A 24,383-nucleotide genomic window follows, 5' to 3' on the forward strand; every position below is an offset into this window, starting at 1 on the left:
TCGGGCGCCCGCGAGAGGTCGGAGCGTACGCACCGGCCTGCGTGCGACACCGCCCCCGCCCTCACCGCTCGGATGCCGCGATGACGGCCGCGACGGTCTCCACGGTGTGATGGAACGCCTGGTCAGTTGACTGCACTAACTCAGGCCACGGCTCGACTCTGTCGCGGTGTGTCAGGAGCATCTGGGCATGTCGTTGTCGCATGAGTTCTCCCGTGTACATCGAGATCTGATGGACGGCCGTGTACGGCTGTCGAGGATCGGGGCGGTTGCTGCGGGTACGTCGGTGTCGTTGCCGTGGCTTGTGGTGGATGGCGCGGGGTGTGAGGTTGAGCCAGTCAGCAGCTATCTGCGGGACCGTTTGCTGGGGGACGTGAGTCCGCTGACGTGTCGGAGTTACGCGTACGACTTGCTGCGCTGGTTCCGAGTGCTGTGGACGGTGGATGTCGGCTGGGAGCAGGCCACGGAGGCGGAGGCGTCCGCGATGGTGGGCTGGCTGCGGTCGGCCCGCAATCCTCAGCGGCAGCGCCGACGTGAGGGCGGCTATCCGCCTGGGGCGGTGAACCCCACGACGGGCAAGCGGGTCCTGGCGGCGGGCTATGCCCCGGCCACGATCGCGCACAGCCTGTCGGCGGTGCACGGTTTCTATGCCTTTCACCTGCACTTCGGGCGTGGGCCGGTGCTCAATCCGGTGCCGGAGAATCGGGCCCGTCGCGCGACGCTCGCGCACCGGTCGCCGCTGGAGGTTCCTGGCCGGCATCGCCGGGGCCGTCTGCGCCCGAAGGTCCCGGTCCGTCAGCCGCAGGCGATTCCCGATGCCCAGTGGGAGGAGTTGTTCGCGCGGATGCGGTGCGCCCGGGATCGGGCTCTTCTGGCCTGCTGCGTCTCCTCCGGAGCTCGGGCCACCGAGCTGCTGGGCGTCGGGCTTGCCGATGTCGACTGGCAGAAGGGCCGGTTGTGGGTCGTTTCCAAGGGGACCCGGGACCGTCAACCGGTGCCGGTGTCGCCCGAGGCTCTGGCCTACCTGGCGGTCTACCTCGACGATGTCGGCCTGCCTGACGACGGCGGGCCGATCTGGCGCACTCGTCGGGGCGAGACGCGCCCGCTGACCTACTGGGCGGCCCGGCGGATCCTCCAGCGGGCGACCGAGCAGTTGGGCATGAACTGGACACTCCACGACGCGAGACACACGGCGGCAACGCGGTTCGCCCGGGACCCTGCGATGACTCTGGTGGAGGTGCAGACGATCCTTCGGCACGCGCATGTCACCACCACCGCCCTCTACACCGTGGTCGGCCTGGAGGACCTGGTCGACAAGCTCGCCGAGCACTACGGCCGCCCTGCCCAGCCAGCCGCGTGGTCTCAGCAGTACGACCCGCAGGACGTGGCGGTGGTGTTCGGTGCCCGGTAGTCAGGCTGGCAACAGCGCCCGGGTGAAGGGCCCGACCACCGGGCGGGTGCGCCGTCATTCAGTGGAGATCTACGAGCGGGACTTCAGCTTCAAGCCGACCGCGGTGGAGCCCGCGCTGCCCAGCGGCCCGTCCATCCGCCCAGGCCGCTGGGCGAGTTGTCGACCGCCGCCATCGAGGACATCGCCGAACTGGCCGGGTCAGTCCTCGGGACCGGATCCGGTGTCGCGAAGTGGACCACGGCGATGCAACGGCTGCTGGAACACCTGCAGGAGTTCCCCGGCACCACGTGGCAGGAAAGGTGGGAGGCCGCCGGCCTCAACGAGCGGGGACGCCAGGCCCAGCAGCTCTACAAGGGCCGCGGCAAGGCAATCAAGAGCACCATGAACACCGCCGCAGGTCACGCATTTGCGATGCGCCTGATCCAGCCGTCGCTACTCGCCTTCCGCTCCTACCGCTTCTCCCACTACCTGCGCTGGTTCCGCACCGTCGCCAAGGACCCCGTGCTGGAGGCGTTCTGCGAGCGGACCCTGTCTCTGAATGTGAGCCGTCAGTCGATCCGGCGGGCACAGTTCGACGTGATCGTCCCGTTGACCGTCTTCGGGATCGACATCGCCGACCTGACGCCGGAAGCCCTGCTCTACTACGCGACGGAGTCCAGGAAGTACGGCGTTGTCTCCGGAGAGGCGGGCGGGGACGGCTGCTTCGCCGCCACCCAGGCCTGGCCGATTCTCTCCGACATGGGGCTCTTCCCGTCGTCGACCCCAGGCACGCTCCGGGCCGCCGTGGTCAAGGGCCAGCGTCCCGTCGCCGAACTCGTTGACAAGCACAAGATCCGCAACCAGGGCGTCCGCGACCTGCTCATCCACTACATCAGCCGACGCTCGGTCGAGGTCGACTACTCCACCCTCACATCCCTGGTCACCAACCTCGTCCGGCTGTTCTGGAAGGTGATCGAGGACTTCAACCCGCACCAGCCCGACCTGCGGCTGTCCTCCGAGGCAGTCACCCACTGGAAGGAGAGCCTGCTCGTCCGGCCGGACGGCAAGCCGCGGCTGCACATCGAGGGCCCCTTCCTCGCGGTTCGCGCCTTCTACCTGGACCTGCACACCTGGGCGGTCGCAGAGCCGGAACGCTGGGCCCAGTGGGTGGCCCCCTGTCCGATCCGCGATGAAGATCTGCGCTGGTTCCATGTCCGCCGGCGCCATGTTCAGGAGCGGATGGCCAACCGCACGCGGGAACGCCAGCCGCTGCTGCCGATCCTGTCCCAGCACGTCACCGATCAGTGGCAGCGGCAACGCACTCTGCTGGAGAGCGCCCGCGCGGTCGGGCTCGGAGAGCGTTTCACCGTCGATGGGACCGAGTGGCAGCGTGTCTCCGCGAAGATCGACGCTCAGCGCCGGGACCCGATGACCGCACCGATCCGGGCGGTGAACCGGGTGACCGGGAAGTTGGTACAGCTCACGCACACCGAGAACCAGGCGTTCTGGCAGTGGGCGATCGTGGAGACGCTCCGCTTGGCCGGCCTGCGCGCCGAGGAGCTGACCGAGCTGACCCACCTGAGCGTGCGCAACTACCAGCGGCCCAGCGGTGAAGTCGTCGCCCTGCTGGTGATCACGCCGTCCAAGAGCGACCGGGAACGGGTGATCCCGATGTCCGCGGAGCTGTTCCACGTCATCGCCCAGATCATCCGCCGTCACATCAGCGCGCACGGCACCGTTCCGATCTGCATGCGCTACGACCTGCACGAAAAGGTCTGGAGCGAGCCGCTGCCCTACCTGTTCCAGAACGTGCACGCCGGGGGACTGAGGGCGATGTCCACCACGACGATGTGGCGGATGATCCGCCGGGCCGCCGAGGGGCTGGTCGACACCGACCCGCGGTTCGCCGAGGTGAAGTTCGCTCCCCACGACTTCCGCCGGCTGTTCGCGACCGAGCTGGTCAACAGCGGCCTGCCCATTCACATCGGTGCCGCTCTGCTCGGTCACCTCAATATCCAGACCACTCGCGGCTATGTCGCGGTCTTCGACGACGACGTGGTCCGCCACTACCAGCAGTTCCTCGACCGCCGACGGGCTCAGCGACCCGAGAGTGAGTACCGCGAGCCGACCAAGACGGAATGGTCGGAGTTCAACGAGCACTTCGACAAGCGCCGGGTCGAACTCGGCTCCTGCGGACGTCCCTACGGAACTCCCTGCCAGCATGAACACGCCTGCATCCGCTGCCCGATGCTGAGCATCAACCCGAAGATGCTGCCCCGCCTGGATGAGCTGGAGGAGGACCTCCTCGCCCGCCGTGAGCGAGCCGTCGCCGAGGACTGGCGAGGAGAGATCGACGGCCTCGACCTCACCCTCACCTTCCTGCGCAGCAAGCGAGAACAAGCCCGGCGCTTCGAGCGAATCGGTCCTGTCCCGCTCGGGCTTCCCGCAGTTCCCCATCAAAATTTCCAGCTCACAGAGAGGTAATCAGGCGGGCGGGTTGGAGGCGGCAGTCTGACGAGCAGCAAGAAGGTGATCTTGGAATTCTGCGTGCCGGAATTGATAAACCGGGCCAACGGCACGCAGGAGACCGAGTCGATGGGCGTCGTCAAGGAATGGCATCAGGCTCAGGGGAAGGTCATCGCGCGCGACCAAATAGCAGGTGGCAACTCGGTGGGCAAACCATGCTCGACGGCTGCTGAACAGTCCCACCGACAGCCCCAGACTGCCAGCAAATGCCGCTCCCAAGACAGCCAGGTCCCACTGGTGCTCGACCAGGCCGCAGAGGCTGCCCAGGATTGCGCTGAACACAACGTAGGCCACGAGTCTGACGAGGGATGCATCGCGATCTGCCCGCCAAGATACGAATGGGGTATTCAAGCGGCGGGACCTTGGGGAGAACTCAGCCCATGAGTCCAGGGCGAGCGCCAGGGCTGCGGCAACGGCTCCCGGGAAGTACACGAAAAAGCCAACGGTGGGCGGGAAATAGTCGAGCCATGGCAGATGCGGTCCCTCCTCCCTCCGGTGATACGCTCGCTGGTTCAACCAGGAGAAGAAGACACCAAACGCCGCGCCGCCGAGCAGCCCCAAGCAAAGATGCAGCGCGAGCCGTCCGAGTTCCCTGGGACTCCGCGGGTCAGCGGTGAAAGGGGCATGACCAAATGCCTCGTCCGCTTTCGCGGCAGGCCAGCAGCCCACGAATCCACCGAGCAGCCCGCCGAGCAGGGTGAACAGGAGCACGCTGGCAGGGCCGCCGCCGAGGATTTCGCGGTTCATGCTCAGCGCAATGACCGCTCCGATGAACGCCCCCAGTGGTACGCACATCAGTGCGGTGAGCAGGGGCAGGGCTCGACGCGGCAGAGCCACATAGGGCAGCCGTGGCCAGTGGAAGTCGCGGTTGCCGTGCGGCGGCGGCTCCGGTGCTCGATAAGGGTGGAGCCCGCCCCGAGGTGCCGGGGGCATCTGGTCCAAGTAGAAGGCGAGCGACTCCATCCACCGACGGACGTCAGCAGGGGAGTACTCGCGCCGTGGCAGGAAAGGATGTCCGCCGCCCTGGGCGGGCTTCCTCGCGCCTAGGAGCGCGGGAATCAGCTGGTCGAAGAGGTGACCGCGCACGGCCTCGACGGAGGTGCGTCGGGCGCTGTCCAGCAGCGCGGTGGAGTCGGACTGCGGATCGGCGTGTGTGACGCGCAGCAGCCACAAGCCGAGTGGTGTCGAGACGACCTCAGCCAGCGCAGTGGGTGGGTCCACCGCCTTAAGCACGTTGAGGATCGGTTCCTGTTGCGCGCTGGGTGGGTGCCAGGCACGGCCCAAGTACTCAGCGGCCTCGGCCGGTGTGAGCGAGGTCGGCTCGACAACCGCCGTAGCTGGCAGTGCCTGCCCCTGCAGGGCTTCGCGGTAGTGCTCCGTACGGCAAGTGAGGATGAGTTGCTGGTCGTTCACTTCCATAGCCTCGCGCAACACGGACATCACCTGTACACGCAGCTCGTCGGGCAGTTCGTCCAGCCCATCCAGGACTGGCAGGACACCTATCGGCTTGACCAGCTCATCCAGCGTCTCCCTACCGAAGGTCGGCAGCGACGGGTAGTCCCGAGTGAGCCGTGCCTTCAGCCATTTCCGGAGCCCCTCTCTGCCTGTGTCCTCGGGGTTCCAGCCAGTCAGGGTCAACAGCACAGGAACTGGTTCCCCCGCTTCCCGGGTGCTGAGCAGGTGCCGGAGGAGTTGCACTGCCAACGTGGTCTTGCCCGCCCCAGGGCCGCCGAGGATGACCAGCCGACGTCGCGGCGAGGCTCGGAACTGCTCGGTCAGTTCTTCGATCTGGTGACTGGAGCCCGTCGGTGGGGTGCCGATCAGATCGGGGTGAGCAGTGATGCGGTGCGCGGTGGGTCGCCACTGCACAGGCATCAGATGAGTGTCGCCCAGCCCCAAACGGGCCTCCTCATCCTCCCAATGTTGCCATACAAGATCGGCGAGCTCCTTCCGAGCAGCCTCCAGCTCAACTGGCGACCGTTGACGGGACCACACCCACAGTCCCCAAGCGAGCCCCGGGAATACTGTGAGGGCAGCCACCAGAGCAGCCACCTTCCCGGCGGTGTCGAGATCGCGCAGCAACACTGCCGCACCGATCGCAGTCAGCCCGGCGGCAAGTCCCAACATCCCGGCGAGAAACAACTTCTGTCGCCTGCCCGTCCCCCGCATGCCCTCATGATGGCGGGACCCGGTCACGATGTCCCTCCTTTTCAGCGTTTCTACGTCGTGCCTGGTGGTGAAACCGTCCCGTCGTCGGTGAGCACGAACCCGGCCGCTGCTTATGTCCGGTGAACACCCCGTCGTCGTTGGGATGCAAGGTCACCGGAGCTCCCAGCAACCACCGACTTGGTGCAGAGAACGTCGAGGTGGAAGGCGCCGTTCATGCCGAAGTCGGCGAGCTTGTAGAAGCCGCCCTTGCCGGTCTTGGTGGCGATCCTGTCCAGCAAACCCTTGCCCGGGACGCGTCGGTCCGCGGCGTAGTGGGTGCCGAAGGAGATGGCGAGCGCGGCGGCGGCGGCGGCCGGGTGGACCCGGATACCGAGCGCGCGGGCACCGGCCCCGGCGACGATCGCCTGCGTGGCCGTGTAGGTCAGGCAGTGCTGGAGGCACGCCTTGCGGCCGTCGGCCGTGCCGTGGGTCGTCTTCTCCTCGGTGACCGGGTCCTGGTAGGTGACCGGGTGGTCGTCGGAGGCGCCCTTCACGCGGGCACAGAAGTCCGACTGGACCCAAAAATCACCGACGGCGCTGGCCGCGCGGGTCAGTCCGAGCAGGGCGGCGAAGACGGCGGGACGGTGAGCATGCATGCTGGGGTTCTCCTGATCTCGAAGGGTGAGGGAGCGGGCGGCCGGCCTTTGCCGGTGCTGCGGCCGCCCGGATGGGCCCCGTCCCGGCCTGTGTGGCTGGGACGGGGTTCGCGCTATGCGGCCAGCCGGTGGAGGACCGGGGCCGGGGACGCCATGTAGGTGTCCGGGCTGGGCTCGTAGCCCTTGTCGCAGGGGTCGCAGACGCCCTGGGTGCGCAGCGGGAGGCAGAAGTAGTACCTCCGGCGACACTGGGGGCACGTGGCCCTCGCGGCCATCGCCCGGTCCAGCGCCTCTTCCTGCGCGAGCGTCGGCACCCGCTTCGGCCGGGCGAGCTCCACGCTGTAGAGCCAGGCCCGGGTGGGGTGGATGCACGACTGGTCGGGCCGGTAGGCGCACGTCTTGCAGCGCAGCACCGCGACCGGGCCGTGCCCGCCGGGGCTCAGTCCTCGCTCGCGTAACTGCCGCCGGGTGACCAGGCCCTCTGGACAAGCGCATCGGTCGAACTCCGGCAGCGTCGCGTCGCTGCGCGGCACCCGTTTCACCTCGCGGCGGCGCTTCTTCCTCGGGCGCGGCATCACCTGCTCCAGGCGCCGGGCAGCCGGTCGGGGCGGTGCGGGTAACGAGGGCCGGGACGCTGCGGGCGGGGCCGGCCGATCCGGCGGCGCGGGCGGGGGATGAGCACGAGTGATCTCCTCCAGTCGTCGGGTGACACCGCTGCGCCCCGCCGACGTCGTGCTGGTGTCGGCGGGGCGCAGCGGGTGGTGCGTTCGGCCAGGCGGCCTGTCCGGTCCTCGCCCGCCCTCGGCGTGCGGGGGTGGGGCGAGGACCAAGCAGGGCGCCGGGTCAGCGGGCGGTGCGAGCGCTGAACAGGCGGGCGGCCCATGACCGCAGCCGGTCGAAGCGGGTGGGGTGGGTGTGCCGCCAGGCGGTGGGCCACACGCCGTCCTCGGTCGGGAAGGAGCGGGACGCGCCGCACGTGCACGTCCAGACGTACGGCTTGAGGCGGGTGTCGTCGCGGGTCGCGGTGACCTTGGCGGGGCGGCCGTCGTGGCTCCCGTGGAAGGTGCCGACCCAGAACTCGGTCTCTTCCAGCTGCGGCTTCATCGGATTCCCTGCGATGCTCGGTGCTGGTGCTGGTGCTGGACGGGGCGGAAGGCGGGTCAGCGCTGGAGCCGGTGGACGTTGTCGGGTTCGTCGTCCAGGTCGTCGTGATCGGGCGCGGGCTGCGGCGGGAAGTGGAACGCGGGGTAGATGTTGACCTGCGGCGTAGCCGGTTCCGGGTTGTTGATGACCGGGCGCAGGCTCAGGCCGCGCAGGGCGAAGACGCTCGCGAGGGCCCACAGGAGGGCGGCGATGCCGGTGGCGACGATGCGGCTGCCGTCGGGCGTGGCGGACCACACCATGGCGACGCTGGAGAGGCCCCACCCGGTCCAGAGGATGCGCGCGCCGGTGCTGCCGGCGAATCCGCCGATGAGGCCGATGAGCCCGGTGAACTGCCAGAAGGCGTAGACGGCGGTGCCGGGCACGGTGAGGCCGACGCTGTGCTGCCCGATGTAGGAGCGGATCGGGTTGTCGATCACGCCCCACAGGCCGCTGGTGGTGTCGACTCCGGGGGGCTCGATTACGTGCGGGTGGCGGACAGGCGGTGCAGCACGGCGCTGACGATGTCGCTGGCGGCGTCCAACAGGACGATGACCGCGCAGACCCCGGCGAGGCTGAGCACGGCCTTGATCCAGTTGGCCATCTCATGCCAGCCGAGGCGCCGGGCCTCGAACAGCTCCTGCCACCGCTCGTACAGGAAGCCGCCCTGCTCCCAGGACGCGTCCCATGCCTCGCGCAGCCCGGCGAAGCGCTTCGTGCGGGGCACGTCCTCCACATCGGGCAGCGGCGGCGGGGGCGTCTGGTCGAACAGGTCGAAGAAGCTCGGGCTGTTCGTGTCCTGGCCGTTGATGGGCTTGTCGTTGGACTGCATGGCGGGGCGACTCCCTCGCTCGGGTTCGTGTGGTGGGCGGTGGTGCGCAGGCCGGACGGCCTGGCCCGCACCCGACCGCGAGGGTTCGGGTGCGAGGCAGGTGGTCCGGAGCAGGGGTTAAAGGCCGCGGGCGTCGGCGAGGCCGGCGGCCTGGTCGAGCATGCGGATCGGGACGCGGCCCGTGCCGTGCGCGTCGTTGAAGGACGGCACGGAGGTGACGTCGTCGCCGAACTTGCGGCGGATCGCGTCCAGGAGCACGGCGGCCGCGCCTGCTTCCAGGCCGCTGTCGCCGCGGGCCTCGATCCGGATGGCCCCGAGCATGCAGCGGGCGCCGTCCTCGTCGACCAGGGCGTCCTTGCACCAGCCGCCGGTGAGCAGCCGGTGGTGGGCGCGCTGCAGAAGGGCCGCGACCGAGGTCGGGTACAGGTCCGGCAGCGGGGCAGGCCCGGTGTCGACGGGGCCGGTGACGACGTCGGCCAGGTCCACGGGCTCGATGTCGATGTGCGCCGTGTTGACCTCGTATTTGACCGCCGCTTCGTCCAGCTTCACGGTCATCTCCGCGTCGATCAGGGTGAGGCGTTCCTCGAGGGACAGCTCCGCTGGCGGCGCGGGCGCTGGGGCGGTCTGGTCTATGGCGGTGACGGGGTGGGTCTGGGGCATCGGGGCTCCCTGGGGCGTCGAAGTCGCGGGCGGGTGGCTGCTTTCGACGCCGGCGGCCGGGGCGGTGTCAGATGCTGGAGATCCAGCCGGTGACGGTGCTGATCGCGTCGTTGATGGCGGGGGCGGCGCCGGTGGAGGCGAGGAAGAAGCCGAACAGGCCGCAGGCCAGGGCCGGTCCGAGGCGTACGTAGCCGCCCCGGATGAGGACGAAGACGACGATGCCGAGCAGGACGACGGCGGAGATCGATACGGCCACGAGCGGTGTGTCCTTCCAGGTGTGAGCAGGGCCCGGCCGGTGCGGCCGGGCCCTGCGGGGGTTGGGGTGCGGGGGTGGGTCAGACGCCGGAGAGGTTCTTGATGGCCTCCAGCGCCTGGCGGGGCGAGGTGACCGCGTCGCGGCGCGCGGCGGACTTGCTGCCGCCGCGGCGCTTGCCGCCGCCCTTCTTGGGCGCACCGTCGTCGCCACCGTCTTCGTCGTCGCCCGGCTCGGGGCCGAACTCGCCGGGCCGGGGCGGTTCGGTCCAGTCGAACCACAGGTCCCGCGCTTCGAGCTCGCGGATCTCGTAGTCGGTCAGAGTGGCGATGGTGTCGGGGAAGTAGCCGTCGATGCCCGCCTTGAAGTCCATGAACAGCGTGCGCAGGACTTCAGGCTGCTTGCCTTCGACGATCCAGCCGGCGCCACCGGTGTTGGAATCGGCGGGCGGCTCGGGCTCGCCGCGCATGATCCGCTCGATCCGGCCCTTCTCTTCGGGGGAGAAGGAGCGGGGGAGCGGGTCGGGGATGTGCTCGGGTGCGATGCCGAGGGCCTTGAACATGTCGGTGACCTTCTTCGGCGCGACCTTCAGCACGACGGGGATGCAGTTGTCGCGCAGGTTCTCGCACAGCAGCTGCGTGAACCCGTCCTGGACGTAGATGGACTGGCCGGCCACCTTCAGGCCGACTCCGTACTTGCGGCCCTTGACCGACACCAGCTCCGCGAGGTCCATGATCTCTGCGCCGTAGTCGCCGTGGCGGGCAGCGGAGAGGAACTCATCGAGGTACGCGGACAGCATCCGGTAGGGGCAGCCCGGCCGGGTCGGGTCCCACTCGTGGACCTGGCCGTCCTCCCACGGCATCTCGCCCCGGATCTCCATGAGCGCGACCATGGCCCGCAGGAGCCGGATCATGTAGAGCGCGCCGACGCCGTAGCGGGCGGTGTGCTTGCCCAGGGCGGCCGTCTTCTCATCCGGTGCCTCCGTGGCCAGCATGACCACGGCCCCCCACAAGGCATCGGCTGCGGCGTGCAGGCCCATCAGCTGGGTCTTGCCGCCGCCGGAGGGGGCCACGAAGATCCCGTGCGCGGCTCCCCGGTCGGTGTAGACGCGGTTGCGGGCCGGCTGGCCGTTGCCGAGGTAGCCGGTCACCCAGCGCCCGTCCTTGTCCGGGGTGAGCAGCTCCCTCGTCGCGGGGAAGACCTGCGCGAGCGGGCTGGAGTCCCACAGGGAGACCAGGACCTGGTTGCCGTCGACGGTGACGAACAGTCGGCCTTCGTCGTACTTGGTGCGCAGCGCGGCCGCCAGGGCGTGCTTGTTGACGCGGGGCTCGCCCATCTCGTCGGGGACCTGAGCGATGTAGTGGGTGACCCGGCGAGCGTGGTCGCGGACTTCCTTGACGAACTCCGAGCCGGGCACGGGCCCGCCGACGCAGCCGATCCGGTCGGCCCACCACTCGTGGGCGGTGGGGGCCTTGCGGCGCCGCTCTGCGGCATCGGGGGTGACGTGGACTTCCTTCCAGCCGGGCCCGCCTCCGCGGCCGTGCTGCCGGGCCACGTCCTCGATCCGCACATCAGTGACGTCGACTTCGAACGCGGCGGCGACGTCCTCCTCCTTGAGGCCGGTGATGGGCCGTCCGGCCTCGGAGGCGCGCAGCAGCAGCGAGAGGTCATGTCGCATGCCGGGGTGCGGGGTGGCCTTGATGACGATGGTGCGGCCGGGCAGGCCGCGGTTCTCCCACAGCTGGCGGACCTGGCGGGTGAAGTGGTCGGCTCCGTCGTCCGGCTGCACCAGCGAGGGCTCGGGCGCGGCGGGCTCGAGCTGCGGCGCGGGGGCCGGGGCGGCGAGCGCGGGCCGGTGTCCCCGGCGAGTGTGCCGGGAGAACGGCATCACCAGCAGGCCGGCCGCCGCCCACCCGGCGGCGAGCAGGGCGTCCATGCACCACGGGCCCCAACCGATGGTGTTCTTCGCGGCGACGTCGACGGCGGCGGCGAACACGAGCGGCGACCAGCGCAGGAACTTGCGTCCCGTGCCGGGCTCGTCGCTCTTGTACGCCAGGACCCAGCCGCCGATGCCTGCGGCGCCCGCCATCTGCACGACCGTGTTGACGGGGCTGTCAGGGGCGATGTTCGGGGCCGCGGCGAGGACCGGGGCGGCCAGGCTGTACAGGGTGCGCTCCAGGGCGACGCTGCGCGGCACGGACACGGGGTTCTCCTTCGAGAGATGGCGATGGGCGGCCCGCCGTCGTTGGCGGGCCGCCCATCAGGGGTGCGGGGGGTCGGGGGTCAGTGGGCGAAGAAGCCCGGCTTGGGGGTGCGCTCCTTGCGGCCGGAGCGGACGGTGTCCAGGCCCTCGTACAGCCGCGCGTGCGTACGCCGCGCGTCATGGGCGAGACCGGACACCTCCTGGGCCGTCTCGTTGAGCTTCTGGACCTCCACGGCCGCGCCGCCCAGGGCGACGGCCACCTGGTTCGTCATCTCCACGAACTTGCGGTCCAGTTCGGCGTTGGCGATCTCGACGGCCAGGCCCTCCGCGCGCTGGGCGTTCATGCGCATCCCGCGCAGCAACGCCTCCAGCTCGTTGTGGGCCATGTCCATCGCCTTGCCAAGCGTCTTGAGCTTGTTCTGGACAGCCTTGTAGCGGTTGTCGCCGTCCGTGTGGACAGCAGCGCCGCCAGTTGTGGGCGCGAGGTCGCTCACAGCGAACCTCCTTCCTAGTCGTGGTGGGCGGCGGCGGAGGCGTGGGCCAGGCCCGCGTCGTCCATGGCCTGGATGTCCTCGCCGTAGACGCGGCCGACCGACATGGCGGCGATCCGGGCGGCCTCCGAGGCGATCTCGCACTCAGTGGCGCACCGTTCGGCGAGCTGCTTCATGCGGTCCGCGGCGTCGGCCAGATCGGTGATCTGGCCGACGACCTCGGTGACGATGTTGTGGTCGCCGACCAGGTCGGCCGCCATGTCCCGCAGGGCGTCGGCGACCTTGCCGAGCGCGATGGCCAGGTCCTGGGCGCGGTCCTTGTCGAGTGCGGCGGCGATCGCGATGTTCACGATCTCCATCAGGTACTCGCCGAAGGTGATGTCGGTGCGGTGCTTGGCCGCCATGCCGGCCTGGCCCGACGTGGGCCTGCTGACCTCCGATGCCACGGGGTCCTCCTGTGCGGTGGGTCGGGTGGTGCCGGGACGCTGGGTGTGGGGCTCCGGGGCCCGCGGGAGACTCGCCGGGCTTGAGACGGTGGCTCCGAAGGGGTCGGCCGGGTCGTCGACGATGACCGCGTCCGGGATTTCTTCCTCAACCGGCTCGGACTTCGGAGACGAAGTCGGGCCGCCGGGGCGGTCCATCGTGACCCCGAGGTCCTCCGGCGTTGCCCTGCTGGAGGGCTCCCCCGCCTCGGGCGGGGTGGTGTCCTCGTCTGGCTTGGCGAAGAAGTCCTTGAGCTTCTCCTTGAAGGAGCGGCCGTCTCCGCTGTCGTCCGTGCCCGGCGGGTCCTTGACGTCGTCGGGCTTGGGGCCGTCGTCCGTCCCGGTGCCGCCCTTCACGTCCTTGTCGCCGGAGCCGTCGGAGGGCTTCTCGCCGCTCTTCTTGCCGTCGTCCGGCTCCTTGGTCGCGGAGTCGTCTTTCGGGCCGTCAGCGGCCTTTTCGGGGCCGTCCTTGGGCATCTTCTTGGTGGTGGCCTCGGAGTCCTTGTCGTCCTTCGCTGCCTTGTCCTTCTCGGCTGCGCGGCGCTTGTCCCAGCGGCGCTGTGCTTCCTCCGCCACGGCCTCACCGAGGGTGGTGCGGTCGTCGGCGGCCTTGGCGGCCTCCCGCTTCGCCTTCCTCGCGGCCTTCCGCTCGGCTTTCGCCGCGCGACGCTGCTCCCGCTCTGCCTGCCGGTTGACGCGGTCCCGGTCGCGGTCCTTGCTGCGGTCGGCGAGGTTGGCGGCCTGGTCGGTGCTGCGCCGCTGCTGCCGGGCGGCCTGACGGGCCGCGGCGCGCTCCTGGCGGCCGCGGGCGCGTTCGGCCCGGGGGCTGGAGGCCGACGAGTTCTGCGTCCTGCCGCCGTCGCCCTTCGAGCCGCCCTTGCCGGAACCCGAGTTGCCCGAGCTGTTCTTGCCCGGGCCGCCCGAACTTCCCTTGCCTGTGCCGGACTTGCCCGCGCTGGAGCCTCCAGAGCCGTTCTGGCGGCCTTTCGGGCCCCCGGACGAATCATTGCCCTTCGAGGCGCCCCCACGGCCGCCAGCAGAGCGATCAGAGCCCTTCCCGGTGCCCTTGGGGGAGTTGCCGCCCCCTGAACCGCGACCCGTGCCGCCGGACCCGTTCGTTCCCGAGCGCCGGCCACCGCCAGTTCCACCCCGGCCTGAGCCGCCAGAGCTGCCGCCGCCTGAGCGTGAGCCGCCCCCGCCGCCGGCCTTCGAGCGGCCGCCCTTGTCGGCGCCCATGCCGGAGCTGGAGGACCGCGCCGCGTCGGCCTTGCCGCGCGCCGCCGCCTTGTCGGCCTTCGCTTTCATCTGCGCGGTGTGGAGCTTGGCGTTCTGCTCCATCATCGCGGTTTCCTGGGCGGTGCGGGCTTCCAGCAGCGCGGCCTTTCGCGCTATTTCCGCCTCACGGAACGGCGCTTCGGAGGCGTGCCGCTCCCTAGCCATCTCGATCCGCAATTCCAGCCAGTCACCGAGCCGATCGGCGAGAGAACGAGGCTGGACGTATTCGCCTTCCTCATATTCTCCGTCGCCGGAATCCGGCGCGGCGGGCATTCCCGTTTCCCGCAAAGCGGTTTCCGGAGAAATGGGCCCGCGAATGGGCGGCAGTTCCATGGTCGTCTCCGCCGGGGACTCCGGGGGAACGACGCTGCCCCAGCCGCTGTCGGGCGGTTCGGAATAGAAGAGATCCCCGCCGTCGGGAGCGTCCGGCATTCCTCCGGAATCACTGCCCCGGGTGGGGAGGTGAAGCACGTTGCTGTCGGTGTCGTCGGACACGCGACCCCTCCTCCTGGGCTTGGCAGTCGGCACCGGCCGCGCGTACGCGCGTGCGCGACACGCGCGGCACGCGTCACGCGCGGCACGCGTTGGGATCGCCGAAGGGCCGCCCCCGGGGATCGGGGCGGCCCTTCCTGCGGGACGCGGGGAGCTAGCCGCCGTGACGGCTGTAGACGTTGTGCAGGGCGAGCGTCACCTCGCGGATGAAGTCCTTGTTCCCTGCGCGATAAGCCTGTGTGCCTCGGATATTCACAATCCGAAGCCAGGCGTAGAAGGTGCCGAGGTCTTCTCCGTGCTGAGCGATCAGTTCTTGCTTGATTTTCCGCTCGTGTTCCGCACGGTTGAATTTCTTCCGCTCTGCTTTCGTGAGCGGGCGACCTGCACTCACGCTGACTCCCTGCGGTCCAGGTTGTAAATCGACGTGGGACCACCATAGCCCATATTCGGGCTCTGCGGACCCTGCTGTCCCGGGTTTTCCGGGGCGGCCTGGAGCGGCGGATGGTTCTTCCGCTCCTTGAGCAGCGCCTTTTCCTTTCGCTGCTTCTTGACCTCCTTCACTTTTTCGTCGTGGGCGTGGCGCTTATGGGCACTCTTTTCGAGACCGGAAGTGACGCCCTTGAGGTGCTTGATGACGTCGTTCAGCGACTTTTCCACCGGGAAAGAGCGCAGGAAAGCCTGGCCCATCTTGTCGCCCTCCACGCGGGTCCCGCGGCAGTGCACGCGGGTCTCGCGCTGGAGGACCTCCAGCTTGGCGGCCATGTCCAGCACGACCCGGTGGAAGTCCGCGAGGTAGTGCGCGTAGGCGGCCGGGTTCTTTGCGATCTCGCGCAGCGCCGCGTTCGGGTCGTCGAAGAAGGGCTTGTCTTCGGTGCTCACGGGGTCCTCCGTGGGGGTCGGATCTGCTGTACTCGGGGTGCTGTTGACTGCTTCCGGCAGTCGCAGCGAGGGCCAGCCCGCTTCCTTCGGGCTGGCCCTCACTGATGTGTGCCGGACGGTGGATCAGGGGCGGTAGCCGTCGGCGAGTAGCGCGACGGCCTCCTGGCGGTACTTGGACGCGGTGTCCGTGGACGACACGTCGAACTCGCGCTGGACGTCGGCGATGGAGATCCGCTCGCACAGCTCGTGGTGGATGTCGTCGTACGCCAAGCCGTCGGGCACAAGGCCGGCCGCGAGCGCCAGGCGGGCGACCTTGCGGACCGCGCGCTGCCGCGAGGTCAGCTTCGCCTCGTCTTCGATTTCGACCGCGCGCCGCTCGACTTCGGCGGCGACGAGCCGGGTTTCGGCAGCGGCGAGCTCGGTTTCGGCTTCACGCTTCCGGGCGGCCTGCGTGTTCGCGTCGGCTGTCGCCTTGCGCTCGTTCTCCTCTGCGGTGAGCCGGTCGGCTTCGGCGGCGCGGCGGCGACTTTCGGCAGCGGCCCTCTCCGTTTCGGCAGCGGCACGGTCGGCTTCGGCAGCACGCTGCCGGGCCTCCGCGATCTCTGCCGTCTCGATGGCCTGAACCTCCGCGGTGGCGACCCTGTCGGCCTCCGCTGCGAGCCTCCGCTTCTCCGCCGCCTGGCGCTCCAGCTCCGCTGCACGGACATCTGCAGCGGCCTTGGCCTCGCGCTCGTCGGCCTCCTTGCGCTCCGCCTCCGCCTGGCGGGCGCGGGCTTCGGCGATGAGCGCGGTCTCCAGCGCTGCCTCCTCCAGCTCAGCGGCCCGCTCTGCGGCGCCGACCTGGGCTCGGGCGTGCGCGCGGGCCTGGCCGGTCTCGCCTTCCACCCGTGCGCGGACGGCTTCGAGCTTGCCCTCCGCCTCGAGCCGGTCGGCCTCCGCCTGCTTGCGCGCGAGCTCCTGGCGCGTCTCCGCGTCCAGGCGCCGGCGCTCGGCTTCCTCCGCCCGCTTCTCAGCCTCGCGTTCCTGCTGCTCAGGCATGGCGAGGGCCTGCGCGACGGTGTAGCCGTAGGCGGCCATCTTCATCGGCAGCCGCTCATCCTCGCTCGCCTTGCTCAGGTCGCCGTCGTACTTGCGCTTGAGCCACTGCTCGTAGGCGATGAGGTCCTGCTGGCGCCGGATCATCTCGGGGTAGCTGGTGACCCCGTAGAGCCGCATCCGGCGGTAGAACCGCGGGGTGGCGATGGGGGAGAGGATCCAGCGGTGCAGCGGGATGCGGTCGGTGACCGTACCTGCTTCGAGCTGGGCTTTCTGGATGAACAGGCGCCGGGCGGCCTCCACGCCGATCACGAACAGGATCGGCATGACCCCGTGGCTGGCGGCCTTGACCGGGTCCGCGCCGATGTCGCCCTGGGCGCTGGCGTTGAACCAGATCGTGGCACCGGTCATCCCGTGTGCGGCCATCCGCAGGAGGGGCCATGGGATGCCCTTGAGGATCAGGTACAGGTCCAGCGCGAGGAACGCCAGGATCGAGGCGTCCACGCCGACCGGGAACCAGGGGGCCAGATCCTCACCGAATCCCCAGCTCAGAGCCTGCTTGGCGAGGGTGTGGTACGAGGTGGCGAAGCCGATGCTGCCAACCAGCGTGCTGAACACTGCCGCGAAGTACGGCAGGGCCGCGGTGAAGCGGTCGCGCCTCGCCTTGATCGTCTTCCGCTTGTCCGGGTGCGAAACGCTTCGGGGTGCTCCCGAAATCGTCTCCGGTGCGTCCGAAGCGAGGCCCGGCGGGTGCGAAACAGGGGCGTTGGGGGCCGCAGTCTGCGGCATGTCAGTGATCGTCATGGGGCTCTCCGGAATGAGCGGTTCAGGGGGTGAACGAAACAGTGGAGGCCGCTCCCGAAATGCGGGCGGCTGCTCCCGAAACGGCGGTCGGCGTAGCCGAAACGGCCGCGAAGCAGCGGCCCGTTGAGGGTCAGACGAGCGCGCGGCGAGCCGGGTCGGTGTCACCGGCGAGGGCTGCGACCTCGCGCAGCCGCTCCTGCTGCTCCTCGATCAGCTGCGTTGCCGAAGCGGCCAGCGGGGTGGCCCGCCCGTAGTGGTCGACGCCGTCCCGGACGATGCGGTACTGCGGGAGCGGGTGGGTGTAGTCGTCGACGTGGTGGATCTTCCAGTCCGACGCGTCGCACCCGAGCTCCCTCGCGACCTTCGTCAGCGACAGCGCTTCGTCCCACCCGGCGACGTCGACCTGGTCGGCGGCGGCCTGAGCGAGCTGGAGAGCGACGCCGTCGAAAGCGTCGGCGGCCTCCTTCGCGGCACGCTCCGCGTCCGTCAGACGCATCAGCTGCGCCCGCCAGTGCCCGTCTCCGGTTCCAGAACTGCGCGAAGGTGGCGACCAGTTCGTCCCGAGCCGCCGTCCATGCCGATCACAGCGGCGCTGCCTTGTGCAGCAGCGGCGTGGGCTGGCGGCGCAGTCGGGACTGGGACCAGAGCACGCGGGCAGCGGTGTACTGGTCGCGCAGCTGATCGCGCAGCTCCCAGTTCATCGCCGGGTCGTCGTACGCGGCGGCCGGCATCTCCGGCTGCGACTCGAAGCCGCTGAAGGCCCTGAAGCGGAAGGCGATGCTGCCGCCGTCCGGAGCGGGCCGGGCGTCCACGAAGTGCGGGTGGTAGTACCGCGAGGCGTCGGCCGGGGCGGTGCTCGCCGGGTTGGCCGGGGTCTCGCGGTGGGGCAGGCCGGTGTCGTCCAGCGGGGTCTCGAGCGGGATGGTGTGCGACATCGGTCCTCCAGTGGAGAGCAGCAAGCTCGGGATCGTTCCCGGGCGGAGCCGTACGGAAAGGCCAGCGGCCCGGCGTGCGGGCGAGCGGCGTGGTGGTGTGCTGCGAGGCGGGAGGGGAGTTGCCCTTGGCTCCCGCGCAGTGGGACTGCTCGCGCTGTCCGGCTCCCCTTCACCGCCCGCACCGTCGCCGTGGTCAGCGACCGGCGGGGGCGGATCAGGCAACCGCCAGAGCGGTCAGGCGGCCTTGCGGTTGCGGGCAGCGCGGCGCTTGATGCGACGGCGGTCGTCCTCGCTCATCCCGCCCCACACGCCGTGGGCCTCGCCGCTCTCCAGCGCCCAGTTGCCGCACGTCTCCAGGACCGGGCACCTGCGGCAGACCGACTTGGCCTCCTCGATCTGAAGGAGCGCCGGGCCGGTGTTGCCGATGGGGAAGAACAGCTCGGGGTCTTCGTCCTGACAGGCGCTCTGCGCGCGCCAGTTCGTGTTGACCGCCAGGTCGGCAGAGGGAGCGTAGACGGTGCGTACGATGGACGTGCGATTCATCAGGGCCTCCCCAGAAGGTCCGGACAAGAGGACAGCCCCGGGGCGGCATCCCTGGGGCTGTTCGCGTGTTGGCGGCCGGATGGCCGGAGCGGGGTGATTTCCGACGCTCTCCGCCGGCCCCGGCCGGGAAGGCGCGGGGACGACGGGCAATGCCGGGGATCAGTGCTGCTGGACGTCGGTCTGGCGGGTGCTCATCGGCGGTTGGCCTCCGACCTCTTGTTCTGCTCCCGGTTCTTCTGGGAGAGCGCCTCGCGTTCGGCGTCGGTTAGGCGGAGGATCACGCCGCCACCCCCAGATCGGTGATCGGCGCGAGCGCCAGGACGACGACGTCGACGGTGGCCTCGGGCTCCGGGCCGTCGGCGTTGTCAGCGTCCTCGATGTCGTCGATGACTTCCGTGAGCCCGGCCGTCGGCTGAGCGCCGGAGCGTGCCATGCTGTTCCGCATCAGGTCCTCCGAGTCAGGTCCTGGACAGCCCCGGGGGTCTCAAGTCGCCGGGGCTGTCGCGCTGTTCTGGCCGTTCGTACGAGCGGCCACGGCCCCGGCCTCCCCGAGCGATCGGGATGGCCGGGGCCGTGGGCGTTCGTGTGAGTCAGCAGGCGGGGTGGAGGGTCTCGAGCGGCACGCTGCGGGCCTCGGTCGGCGCGTCGCCGACGGGCAGCTGCGAGCGCCGGGTGTCGGCGTCCTTGACCTTCGGGAGTACCGCAGCCCACTCGGACGTCCGCTTCGCGGGGGCCGCCGCGGCGTACTGGCGGTCGAAGCGCCGTCGTTCCCGGGCGAAGAACTCGCGGACGGCCTGACGTTTGGGCTCCTGGCGGTACAGCCGGAGGAAGGTCACGGCCAGGCGTTCGCCGTCGTGGCAGGGCAGCGGCTGTCCGTCGCGGCCGGTGGCCTCGCCCTTGCAGGCCGGGCACTGCTGCTGGTGATTCCGGAACGCCTGCCGGATCTGCTCCGCGCTGAGCGGGGCGGGCTTGATCTGGCTGGCGGCCGGGGCGGGCTTCACCTTGGGCTTCGGCAGCACCTTGGTGGCGCGCCGAGAGGCGGTGGTCGGGACTGCCTCGATCAGCGTCGTGCGCCAAGCGTTGACCTCAACGTCGACGGTGACCTTGCGGTTGCTGCCGGCCGTGCAGCGGCGCGGTTCGGCGGCCTTGGCGCGGCCGGTGTGGTGGGGCACCAGCTTCGGCGTGCCCAGCATGCCGGTGATCGGTACCCAGGTGGAGCATTCGGGGCAGACCAGGTGCTCCTTGCCGGGGGTCAGGTCGATCTCGTTGGCCTTGAGGTGGGAGGCGATGATCGGCGTGAGGTGGTTCACGTTCGAGGTGCGGGTCTTGCGGCGGCGCTTGCGGGCCTTCGGCATCGCGGGCGTCGTGGTCGTCATAGGGGACTCCTCGTGGTCGGAGGGACAGGGCGCGTCGCGGTGCTCTCTCCGCCCGTCAGGCGGCATGGGTCGATCCCGGCGTCCTGATGAACGGACAGCGCATCTGCGCTGCGACGTGCAACGCGGGAGCCACACCAGCCAGGGGGCTGGTCCGGGGGATTTGGTGGAGCTATCAACCCCGGCCCTCCCCGTGAGGGGAAAGGGCTTCCTGCGGTCGAGCGGGGCGCGTAGCCCCTGTTCAACGGAGCGTTAGGGCTATCGCTATCGACTAGTAGAGACCATGAGGGCGTACCGAGTCAATAGCGATAGCTCTATTCGTGTCGATCACTTGTGCTCGCCCGTCGCTGCCTGATAGAGCTAGCCCTAGAATCAGATCCGAGCAGCACTCCGAAAGGTGGCTCCGATGCCCGTCTCGTACCGCGATATCGCCGCTGACCTGCGGCAGCAGATCAGCGAGGGGCGGTACCTGCCGGGCGACAAGCTGCCAATGCTGACCGAACTTCAGGAGCAGTACGGCGCCGGCTACCAGACGGTGCGAAGCGCCATCACCCTTCTGGAGCAGGAGGGCCTGGTCGTCGCGGTGCGCCGCAGAGGGACCATCGTGCGCGAGCGTCCGGAGAGGCGGCGCATCACCCGGTCGCGGCAGGTCTTCCGCGACGAGATCGGCTACTTCTTCGACCAGACCGCCCAGACTTGGGCGGCGCTGGAGGCGCCGACCATCCGCTGGGGCGTGATCCCCGTCGACTTGGCTGGCCTTATGGGTCTCGACACCGGCGCTGAGGTCCTGATCCGAGACCGAGTGATGGGCGATCCCGAGACGAGGAAGCCGAAACAACTGGCGACCAGCTACCTCCCTGCCGACATCGCTCGCGGCACCCAGCTCGCGGAGGCCGACACTGGTCCCGGCGGCATCTACGACCGCCTGGAGGAGATGGGACACCGTCCGCTCCGCTGGAGCGAAGGTGTCTCGGCTCGCATGCCCTCCCCAGAAGAGGCGGAGGCACTGAACCTTCCGGCCGACGTGGGTGTTCCGCTCCTTCGCGTCGTGCGAGTCACAACGAGCCCTAACGGCAGGGTGGTTGAGCTCAACGACACCAGGATGAGCGCCGAAGAGTTCGAGATCGGCTACTCGATCCGCCGCCATGCGAGCGCTCGACTCGCTGATGACGACGGAGAACCTGACGACGACCACTGACCACACCCCCTGACCGGGCTCGACTGCTCAAGTCGGTTCTAGTTGCGGGGGAGATGCGAGTTCCAGATCTGACATGTGGCCGGGTGAACTGGCCACACTGGCCACAGGGATTGGGGCGGGATGGCGCAGAAGGCGAACGAGCTGACCCCTTGGGTGTCGCCGTTGCACAACTGGGGATACCAGCTGCGCGAGCTGCGAAAGACACGCGGCCTGAGCCTGCGAGGTCTGGCCGAGCGAGCCAGGATCGACCACAGCCACCTGGCACGATTCGAGCGCGCAGAGCGGCAGGCTGACCGTGCGCAGGCCGCGTTACTGGACCGCGAGCTGGGCGCGAACGGCATGCTGTTCCGGCTGTGGGAGAGCATCGACGACGACCGTGGCCATGTGGCCAATCCGTCCGCTCATGTGGCCAAGTCCTCTGTCGATCTGGCCCTGGCCGTGCCGGACGAGGCAGCGTCGGACGGTGAAGGGATCTCTGTCCCGTGTCGTCTAGCTGATGGGTCGGTGGTTTGGGTGGCTCTGGATCGGCGTGCGCTGCTGCGCGCGGGGTTGGGGCTGGGAGCCGCTGCGGCGGTCGGTGTCGGTTCGCCGGCGTCTGCGGCTTCGGGCTCGGTACCAGGGCTGGTCCGCAAGGCACGTGCAGCGTCGGCGTACGGCTCGACACCAGTGGAGCACCTGCGCCGCACCCGCCGTGTGCTGATCGACACCGACAACCTGCTCGGGCCACACCGTGCGGTTAGCGCAGTACGCGACCACATCGAGGTCATCCAGGTACTCCGGCGTGAAGCCAAGGGCGTCGACCGGCACGACCTCATGGAGCTGCAGACCCAGTACGGCGAGCTCCTCTCCTGGCTCTATCAAGACCTGGGCAACCCGAAAGCCGCGTCGTACTGGCTGGACCGGGCAATGCAGTGGTCGCAGACAGTCGGCGACGGCGATCTCAGCACGTACGTCATGGCCCGCAAGGCACAGCTGGCCGGAGACACCGGGGACCTGGTCGACGTGGTCGACCTCGCCGAAGCTGCCCAGCGGATGGCGCGGCCGCGCAGCCGGCTCGCCGCCGTCGCGCGCACGTATGAGGCGTACGGACACGCCCTGCGTGGTGACGCTGACGAGAGCGAGCGGGCGATCGACGACGTCCGCAACGCCCTCGATGGCGCCGCCGCCGACCCGACGCCGTGGGGCGTTTGGCTGAACGCGTCGTACGTAGAGATCCACCGCGCCCAGGGCCTGGAGGCTCTCGGCAAGCACGACCAGGCCGCGGACGCGTTCGCCGATGCCATCCGGCTGATGCCGGACGGGTACCACCGCGACCGTGGCGTCTACATGGCGCGGCAGGCCGTTGCGCTGGCCGGCGCCCACGCCCCGGAACAGGCCGCCACCATCGGGATGCACGCGCTCACCGTGGCGGAGGACACCGGCTCCGGCCGTATCACCAACGAGCTCGCCCGCCTCGACAAGGCCCTGATCCCTTGGCAGCGCGAACCGGTCGTGTCCGAGTTCCGCGCCGCCTTCGACTCCACCCTCTTCCACGAGACTGAAACGGAAGCCTGAGCAGATGACTGCCCGCCCGTACGTTCTGCTGTCCGCCGCCATGTCGGTCGACGGCTACCTAGACGACGCCAGCCCCGAGCGGTTGCGCCTGTCCAACGCCCCGGACTTCGACCGTGTCGACCAGGTCCGCGCGGAATCCGACGCCATCCTGATCGGCGCGAACACCATGCGCCGGGACAACCCGCGCCTCCTGGTGAACAGTGAGGAGCGGCGCGCACAGCGTGTGGCCGATGGCAAGCCGGAGTACCCGCTCAAGGTCACGGTCACCAAGTCCGGTGACCTCTCCGCTGACCTCAAGTTCTGGCACTTCGGCGGTGACAAGCTCGTCATCACCGTGGACGACGCGGTGGAGAAGGTCCGCGCGACGCTCGGAGACCTCGCCGACGTCGTCAGTGTCGGGCCAGACCTCGACTGGGGCCTGGTCCTCGATGAGCTCGGGCGTCGCGGCATCCGCCAGCTGATGGTGGAGGGCGGCGGCACGATCCATACCCAGCTCATGGCACAGAACTTGGCCGACGAAGTGCACCTCGCCATCGCGCCGCTGCTGGTGGGGCAGCCCGAGGCGGCCCGCTTCCTCGGCGCGGCTGACTACCCCGGCGGATCAACCGCCCGGATGAAGGTGCTGGAGGTCCGCGCGATCGACGATGTCGTGCTGATCCGCTACGCCCCGAAAGAACGCGGCTGATGCGCTGTGACATTCGGCGGTGACATCCAAATGTCACCGCCGAATGTCACCAGACACCTAGTCAAGTCCCATGTCACGCTATCCGCGTCCGTGCTGCTGCCCGACCTATAGGGGGTGTGAAGTGCCCATGCGACAGATGACTTTCCCGTGTGGCGGGCAATTTGCTGCGCGCTTCCCGTCAGGCGGGCTCGGCATTCCGGGCACCTCGGACTCTGCGCGCATTCGTCCCGCAAATCTGTCGGGTCGTGCGGCAAGGCTGTGTGCAGAAGTGATCCATAACGGCGAGAACCCCAGGGACCGGGCCTGGTCCACTGGGGCTTCTCGAACGGGGCTCCGCCTCGTTGGGCGACACACCTGGTTGGGAGGTGCTCGCGGGATGAAGGCTACCCGCCCGCGCGGAACTACACGCGCAGCTACGCCGTTCCTCCATCGCGGCCGCACCATCCGGACCGTGTGCGCGCATGCTGACGCCAGCCTCCGGATTAGGGGGTTGGGATGACCTAGTGGCCATCGGCCGCGCGCACCAAGAGAAGTGGACTAGCCATCCCCTTCGGCCTCGCGCGGCCCGTCTACCGCCTGGATTCGCCACCAGAGCGGTCCGCTCAGATCCCGGCTGTCACCGGTTCTGAGCTGCGGCTTATCAAGCCGCTCATTTTCACCCAGCCCCTCATCAGGGCCAATGCAGTACCCGCGGGCCCCCGCCAAGGGGCTTCGCGGTCGCAGTACCGAAGTACCGCCTCGCCGTTTCGAGGCCCGGCCAAGGGCTTCGAAACACCAGCACCAAGTCCACCGACGGAAAGGAGATCCGCCTCTGGCCTTCGTACTGCCACCC

General features: G+C 69.5%; 24 protein-coding genes. 5 read left to right on the forward strand and 19 right to left on the reverse strand.

Features of this window, described 5'->3' with window-relative positions; all coding sequences use genetic code 11:
- The first annotated feature begins 187 nt into the window (after window positions 1-187).
- The gene (locus ACZ4SF_RS31270; RefSeq protein ID WP_468391037.1) at window positions 188-1,408 is read left to right on the forward strand and encodes a tyrosine-type recombinase/integrase; all 1,221 of its coding nucleotides are present in this window, start codon (window positions 188-190) and stop codon (window positions 1,406-1,408) included.
- 156 nt (window positions 1,409-1,564) lie between these two features.
- Window positions 1,565-3,871 (forward strand): tyrosine-type recombinase/integrase, encoded by a 2,307-nt coding sequence (locus ACZ4SF_RS31275; protein WP_468391040.1) that lies wholly within the window; start codon window positions 1,565-1,567, stop codon window positions 3,869-3,871.
- Here the strand turns inward: ACZ4SF_RS31275 and ACZ4SF_RS31280 are convergent, their stop codons facing one another.
- From ACZ4SF_RS31280 to ACZ4SF_RS31370, 19 genes are all read right to left on the reverse strand, one after another.
- Window positions 3,872-6,109 carry an NACHT domain-containing protein gene (locus ACZ4SF_RS31280; protein ID WP_468391043.1) on the reverse strand — a complete coding sequence of 746 codons (2,238 nt, stop codon included), beginning with the start codon at window positions 6,107-6,109 and terminating at the stop codon, window positions 3,872-3,874. It abuts the gene before it with no gap.
- Between the two features lie 83 nt (window positions 6,110-6,192).
- The gene (locus tag ACZ4SF_RS31285) at window positions 6,193-6,717 is read right to left on the reverse strand and encodes a hypothetical protein (RefSeq protein WP_468391046.1); all 525 of its coding nucleotides are present in this window, start codon (window positions 6,715-6,717) and stop codon (window positions 6,193-6,195) included.
- A gap of 113 nt (window positions 6,718-6,830) precedes the next feature.
- Entirely contained in the window at window positions 6,831-7,292 is a 462-nt protein-coding gene (locus ACZ4SF_RS31290) for an RRQRL motif-containing zinc-binding protein (RefSeq protein WP_468391049.1), read from the reverse strand.
- 268 nt (window positions 7,293-7,560) lie between these two features.
- Complete coding sequence (locus ACZ4SF_RS31295; RefSeq protein WP_468391052.1) at window positions 7,561-7,821, reverse strand: hypothetical protein; 261 nt, start codon at window positions 7,819-7,821, stop codon at window positions 7,561-7,563.
- 56 nt (window positions 7,822-7,877) lie between these two features.
- Entirely contained in the window at window positions 7,878-8,297 is a 420-nt protein-coding gene (locus tag ACZ4SF_RS31300) for a hypothetical protein (RefSeq protein WP_468391055.1), read from the reverse strand.
- 41 nt (window positions 8,298-8,338) lie between these two features.
- Window positions 8,339-8,689, reverse strand: a complete 351-nt coding sequence (locus tag ACZ4SF_RS31305) for a hypothetical protein (RefSeq protein WP_468391057.1) — start codon at window positions 8,687-8,689, stop codon at window positions 8,339-8,341.
- Between the two features lie 117 nt (window positions 8,690-8,806).
- Window positions 8,807-9,349: a DUF6197 family protein gene (locus tag ACZ4SF_RS31310; RefSeq protein WP_468391060.1), complete on the reverse strand. Its 543-nt coding sequence runs from the start codon at window positions 9,347-9,349 to the stop codon at window positions 8,807-8,809.
- A 67-nt stretch (window positions 9,350-9,416) separates the two neighbouring features.
- The gene (locus ACZ4SF_RS31315) at window positions 9,417-9,605 is read right to left on the reverse strand and encodes a hypothetical protein (RefSeq protein ID WP_468391063.1); all 189 of its coding nucleotides are present in this window, start codon (window positions 9,603-9,605) and stop codon (window positions 9,417-9,419) included.
- Between the two features lie 79 nt (window positions 9,606-9,684).
- A complete protein-coding gene (locus ACZ4SF_RS31320) occupies window positions 9,685-11,805 on the reverse strand; it encodes a chromosome segregation protein ParM (protein ID WP_468391066.1) in 2,121 nt (706 codons plus the stop codon).
- A gap of 80 nt (window positions 11,806-11,885) precedes the next feature.
- Window positions 11,886-12,299 (reverse strand): conjugal transfer protein TraB, encoded by a 414-nt coding sequence (locus ACZ4SF_RS31325; protein ID WP_468391069.1) that lies wholly within the window; start codon window positions 12,297-12,299, stop codon window positions 11,886-11,888.
- Between the two features lie 14 nt (window positions 12,300-12,313).
- Complete coding sequence (locus ACZ4SF_RS31330) at window positions 12,314-14,548, reverse strand: ATP/GTP-binding protein (protein WP_468391072.1); 2,235 nt, start codon at window positions 14,546-14,548, stop codon at window positions 12,314-12,316.
- A 151-nt stretch (window positions 14,549-14,699) separates the two neighbouring features.
- A complete protein-coding gene (locus ACZ4SF_RS31335; protein ID WP_468391075.1) occupies window positions 14,700-14,936 on the reverse strand; it encodes a hypothetical protein in 237 nt (78 codons plus the stop codon).
- Window positions 14,933-15,424, reverse strand: a complete 492-nt coding sequence (locus tag ACZ4SF_RS31340; protein ID WP_468391078.1) for a hypothetical protein — start codon at window positions 15,422-15,424, stop codon at window positions 14,933-14,935. The genes ACZ4SF_RS31335 and ACZ4SF_RS31340 overlap by 4 nt, the downstream gene beginning before the upstream one ends.
- A gap of 123 nt (window positions 15,425-15,547) precedes the next feature.
- Entirely contained in the window at window positions 15,548-17,428 is a 1,881-nt protein-coding gene (locus ACZ4SF_RS31345) for a DUF2637 domain-containing protein (protein ID WP_468391081.1), read from the reverse strand.
- A complete protein-coding gene (locus ACZ4SF_RS31350) occupies window positions 17,394-17,759 on the reverse strand; it encodes a hypothetical protein (RefSeq protein ID WP_468391084.1) in 366 nt (121 codons plus the stop codon). The genes ACZ4SF_RS31345 and ACZ4SF_RS31350 overlap by 35 nt, the downstream gene beginning before the upstream one ends.
- A gap of 85 nt (window positions 17,760-17,844) precedes the next feature.
- Window positions 17,845-18,198, reverse strand: a complete 354-nt coding sequence (locus ACZ4SF_RS31355; RefSeq protein ID WP_468391087.1) for a hypothetical protein — start codon at window positions 18,196-18,198, stop codon at window positions 17,845-17,847.
- Window positions 18,199-18,432: 234 nt separating this feature from the next.
- On the reverse strand, window positions 18,433-18,741 hold the full coding sequence (locus ACZ4SF_RS31360; protein WP_468391090.1) for a WhiB family transcriptional regulator: 309 nt from the start codon (window positions 18,739-18,741) through the stop codon (window positions 18,433-18,435).
- Between the two features lie 277 nt (window positions 18,742-19,018).
- Complete coding sequence (locus ACZ4SF_RS31365; RefSeq protein ID WP_468391092.1) at window positions 19,019-19,186, reverse strand: hypothetical protein; 168 nt, start codon at window positions 19,184-19,186, stop codon at window positions 19,019-19,021.
- A 145-nt stretch (window positions 19,187-19,331) separates the two neighbouring features.
- A complete protein-coding gene (locus ACZ4SF_RS31370) occupies window positions 19,332-20,117 on the reverse strand; it encodes a hypothetical protein (protein WP_468391095.1) in 786 nt (261 codons plus the stop codon).
- Between the two features lie 403 nt (window positions 20,118-20,520).
- On the opposite strand from ACZ4SF_RS31370, the gene ACZ4SF_RS31375 reads away from it, so the two are divergent.
- The 3 genes from ACZ4SF_RS31375 (at window position 20,521) to ACZ4SF_RS31385 (ending at window position 23,551) form a co-directional block, all read left to right on the forward strand.
- On the forward strand, window positions 20,521-21,312 hold the full coding sequence (locus ACZ4SF_RS31375) for a GntR family transcriptional regulator (protein WP_468391098.1): 792 nt from the start codon (window positions 20,521-20,523) through the stop codon (window positions 21,310-21,312).
- A gap of 120 nt (window positions 21,313-21,432) precedes the next feature.
- The gene (locus tag ACZ4SF_RS31380) at window positions 21,433-22,866 is read left to right on the forward strand and encodes a helix-turn-helix domain-containing protein (RefSeq protein WP_468391101.1); all 1,434 of its coding nucleotides are present in this window, start codon (window positions 21,433-21,435) and stop codon (window positions 22,864-22,866) included.
- 4 nt (window positions 22,867-22,870) lie between these two features.
- Window positions 22,871-23,551 (forward strand): RibD family protein, encoded by a 681-nt coding sequence (locus ACZ4SF_RS31385; protein ID WP_468391104.1) that lies wholly within the window; start codon window positions 22,871-22,873, stop codon window positions 23,549-23,551.
- The last annotated feature ends 832 nt before the right edge of the window (window positions 23,552-24,383 follow it).

The organism is Streptomyces sp. NPDC027663 (genome assembly GCF_055566415.1).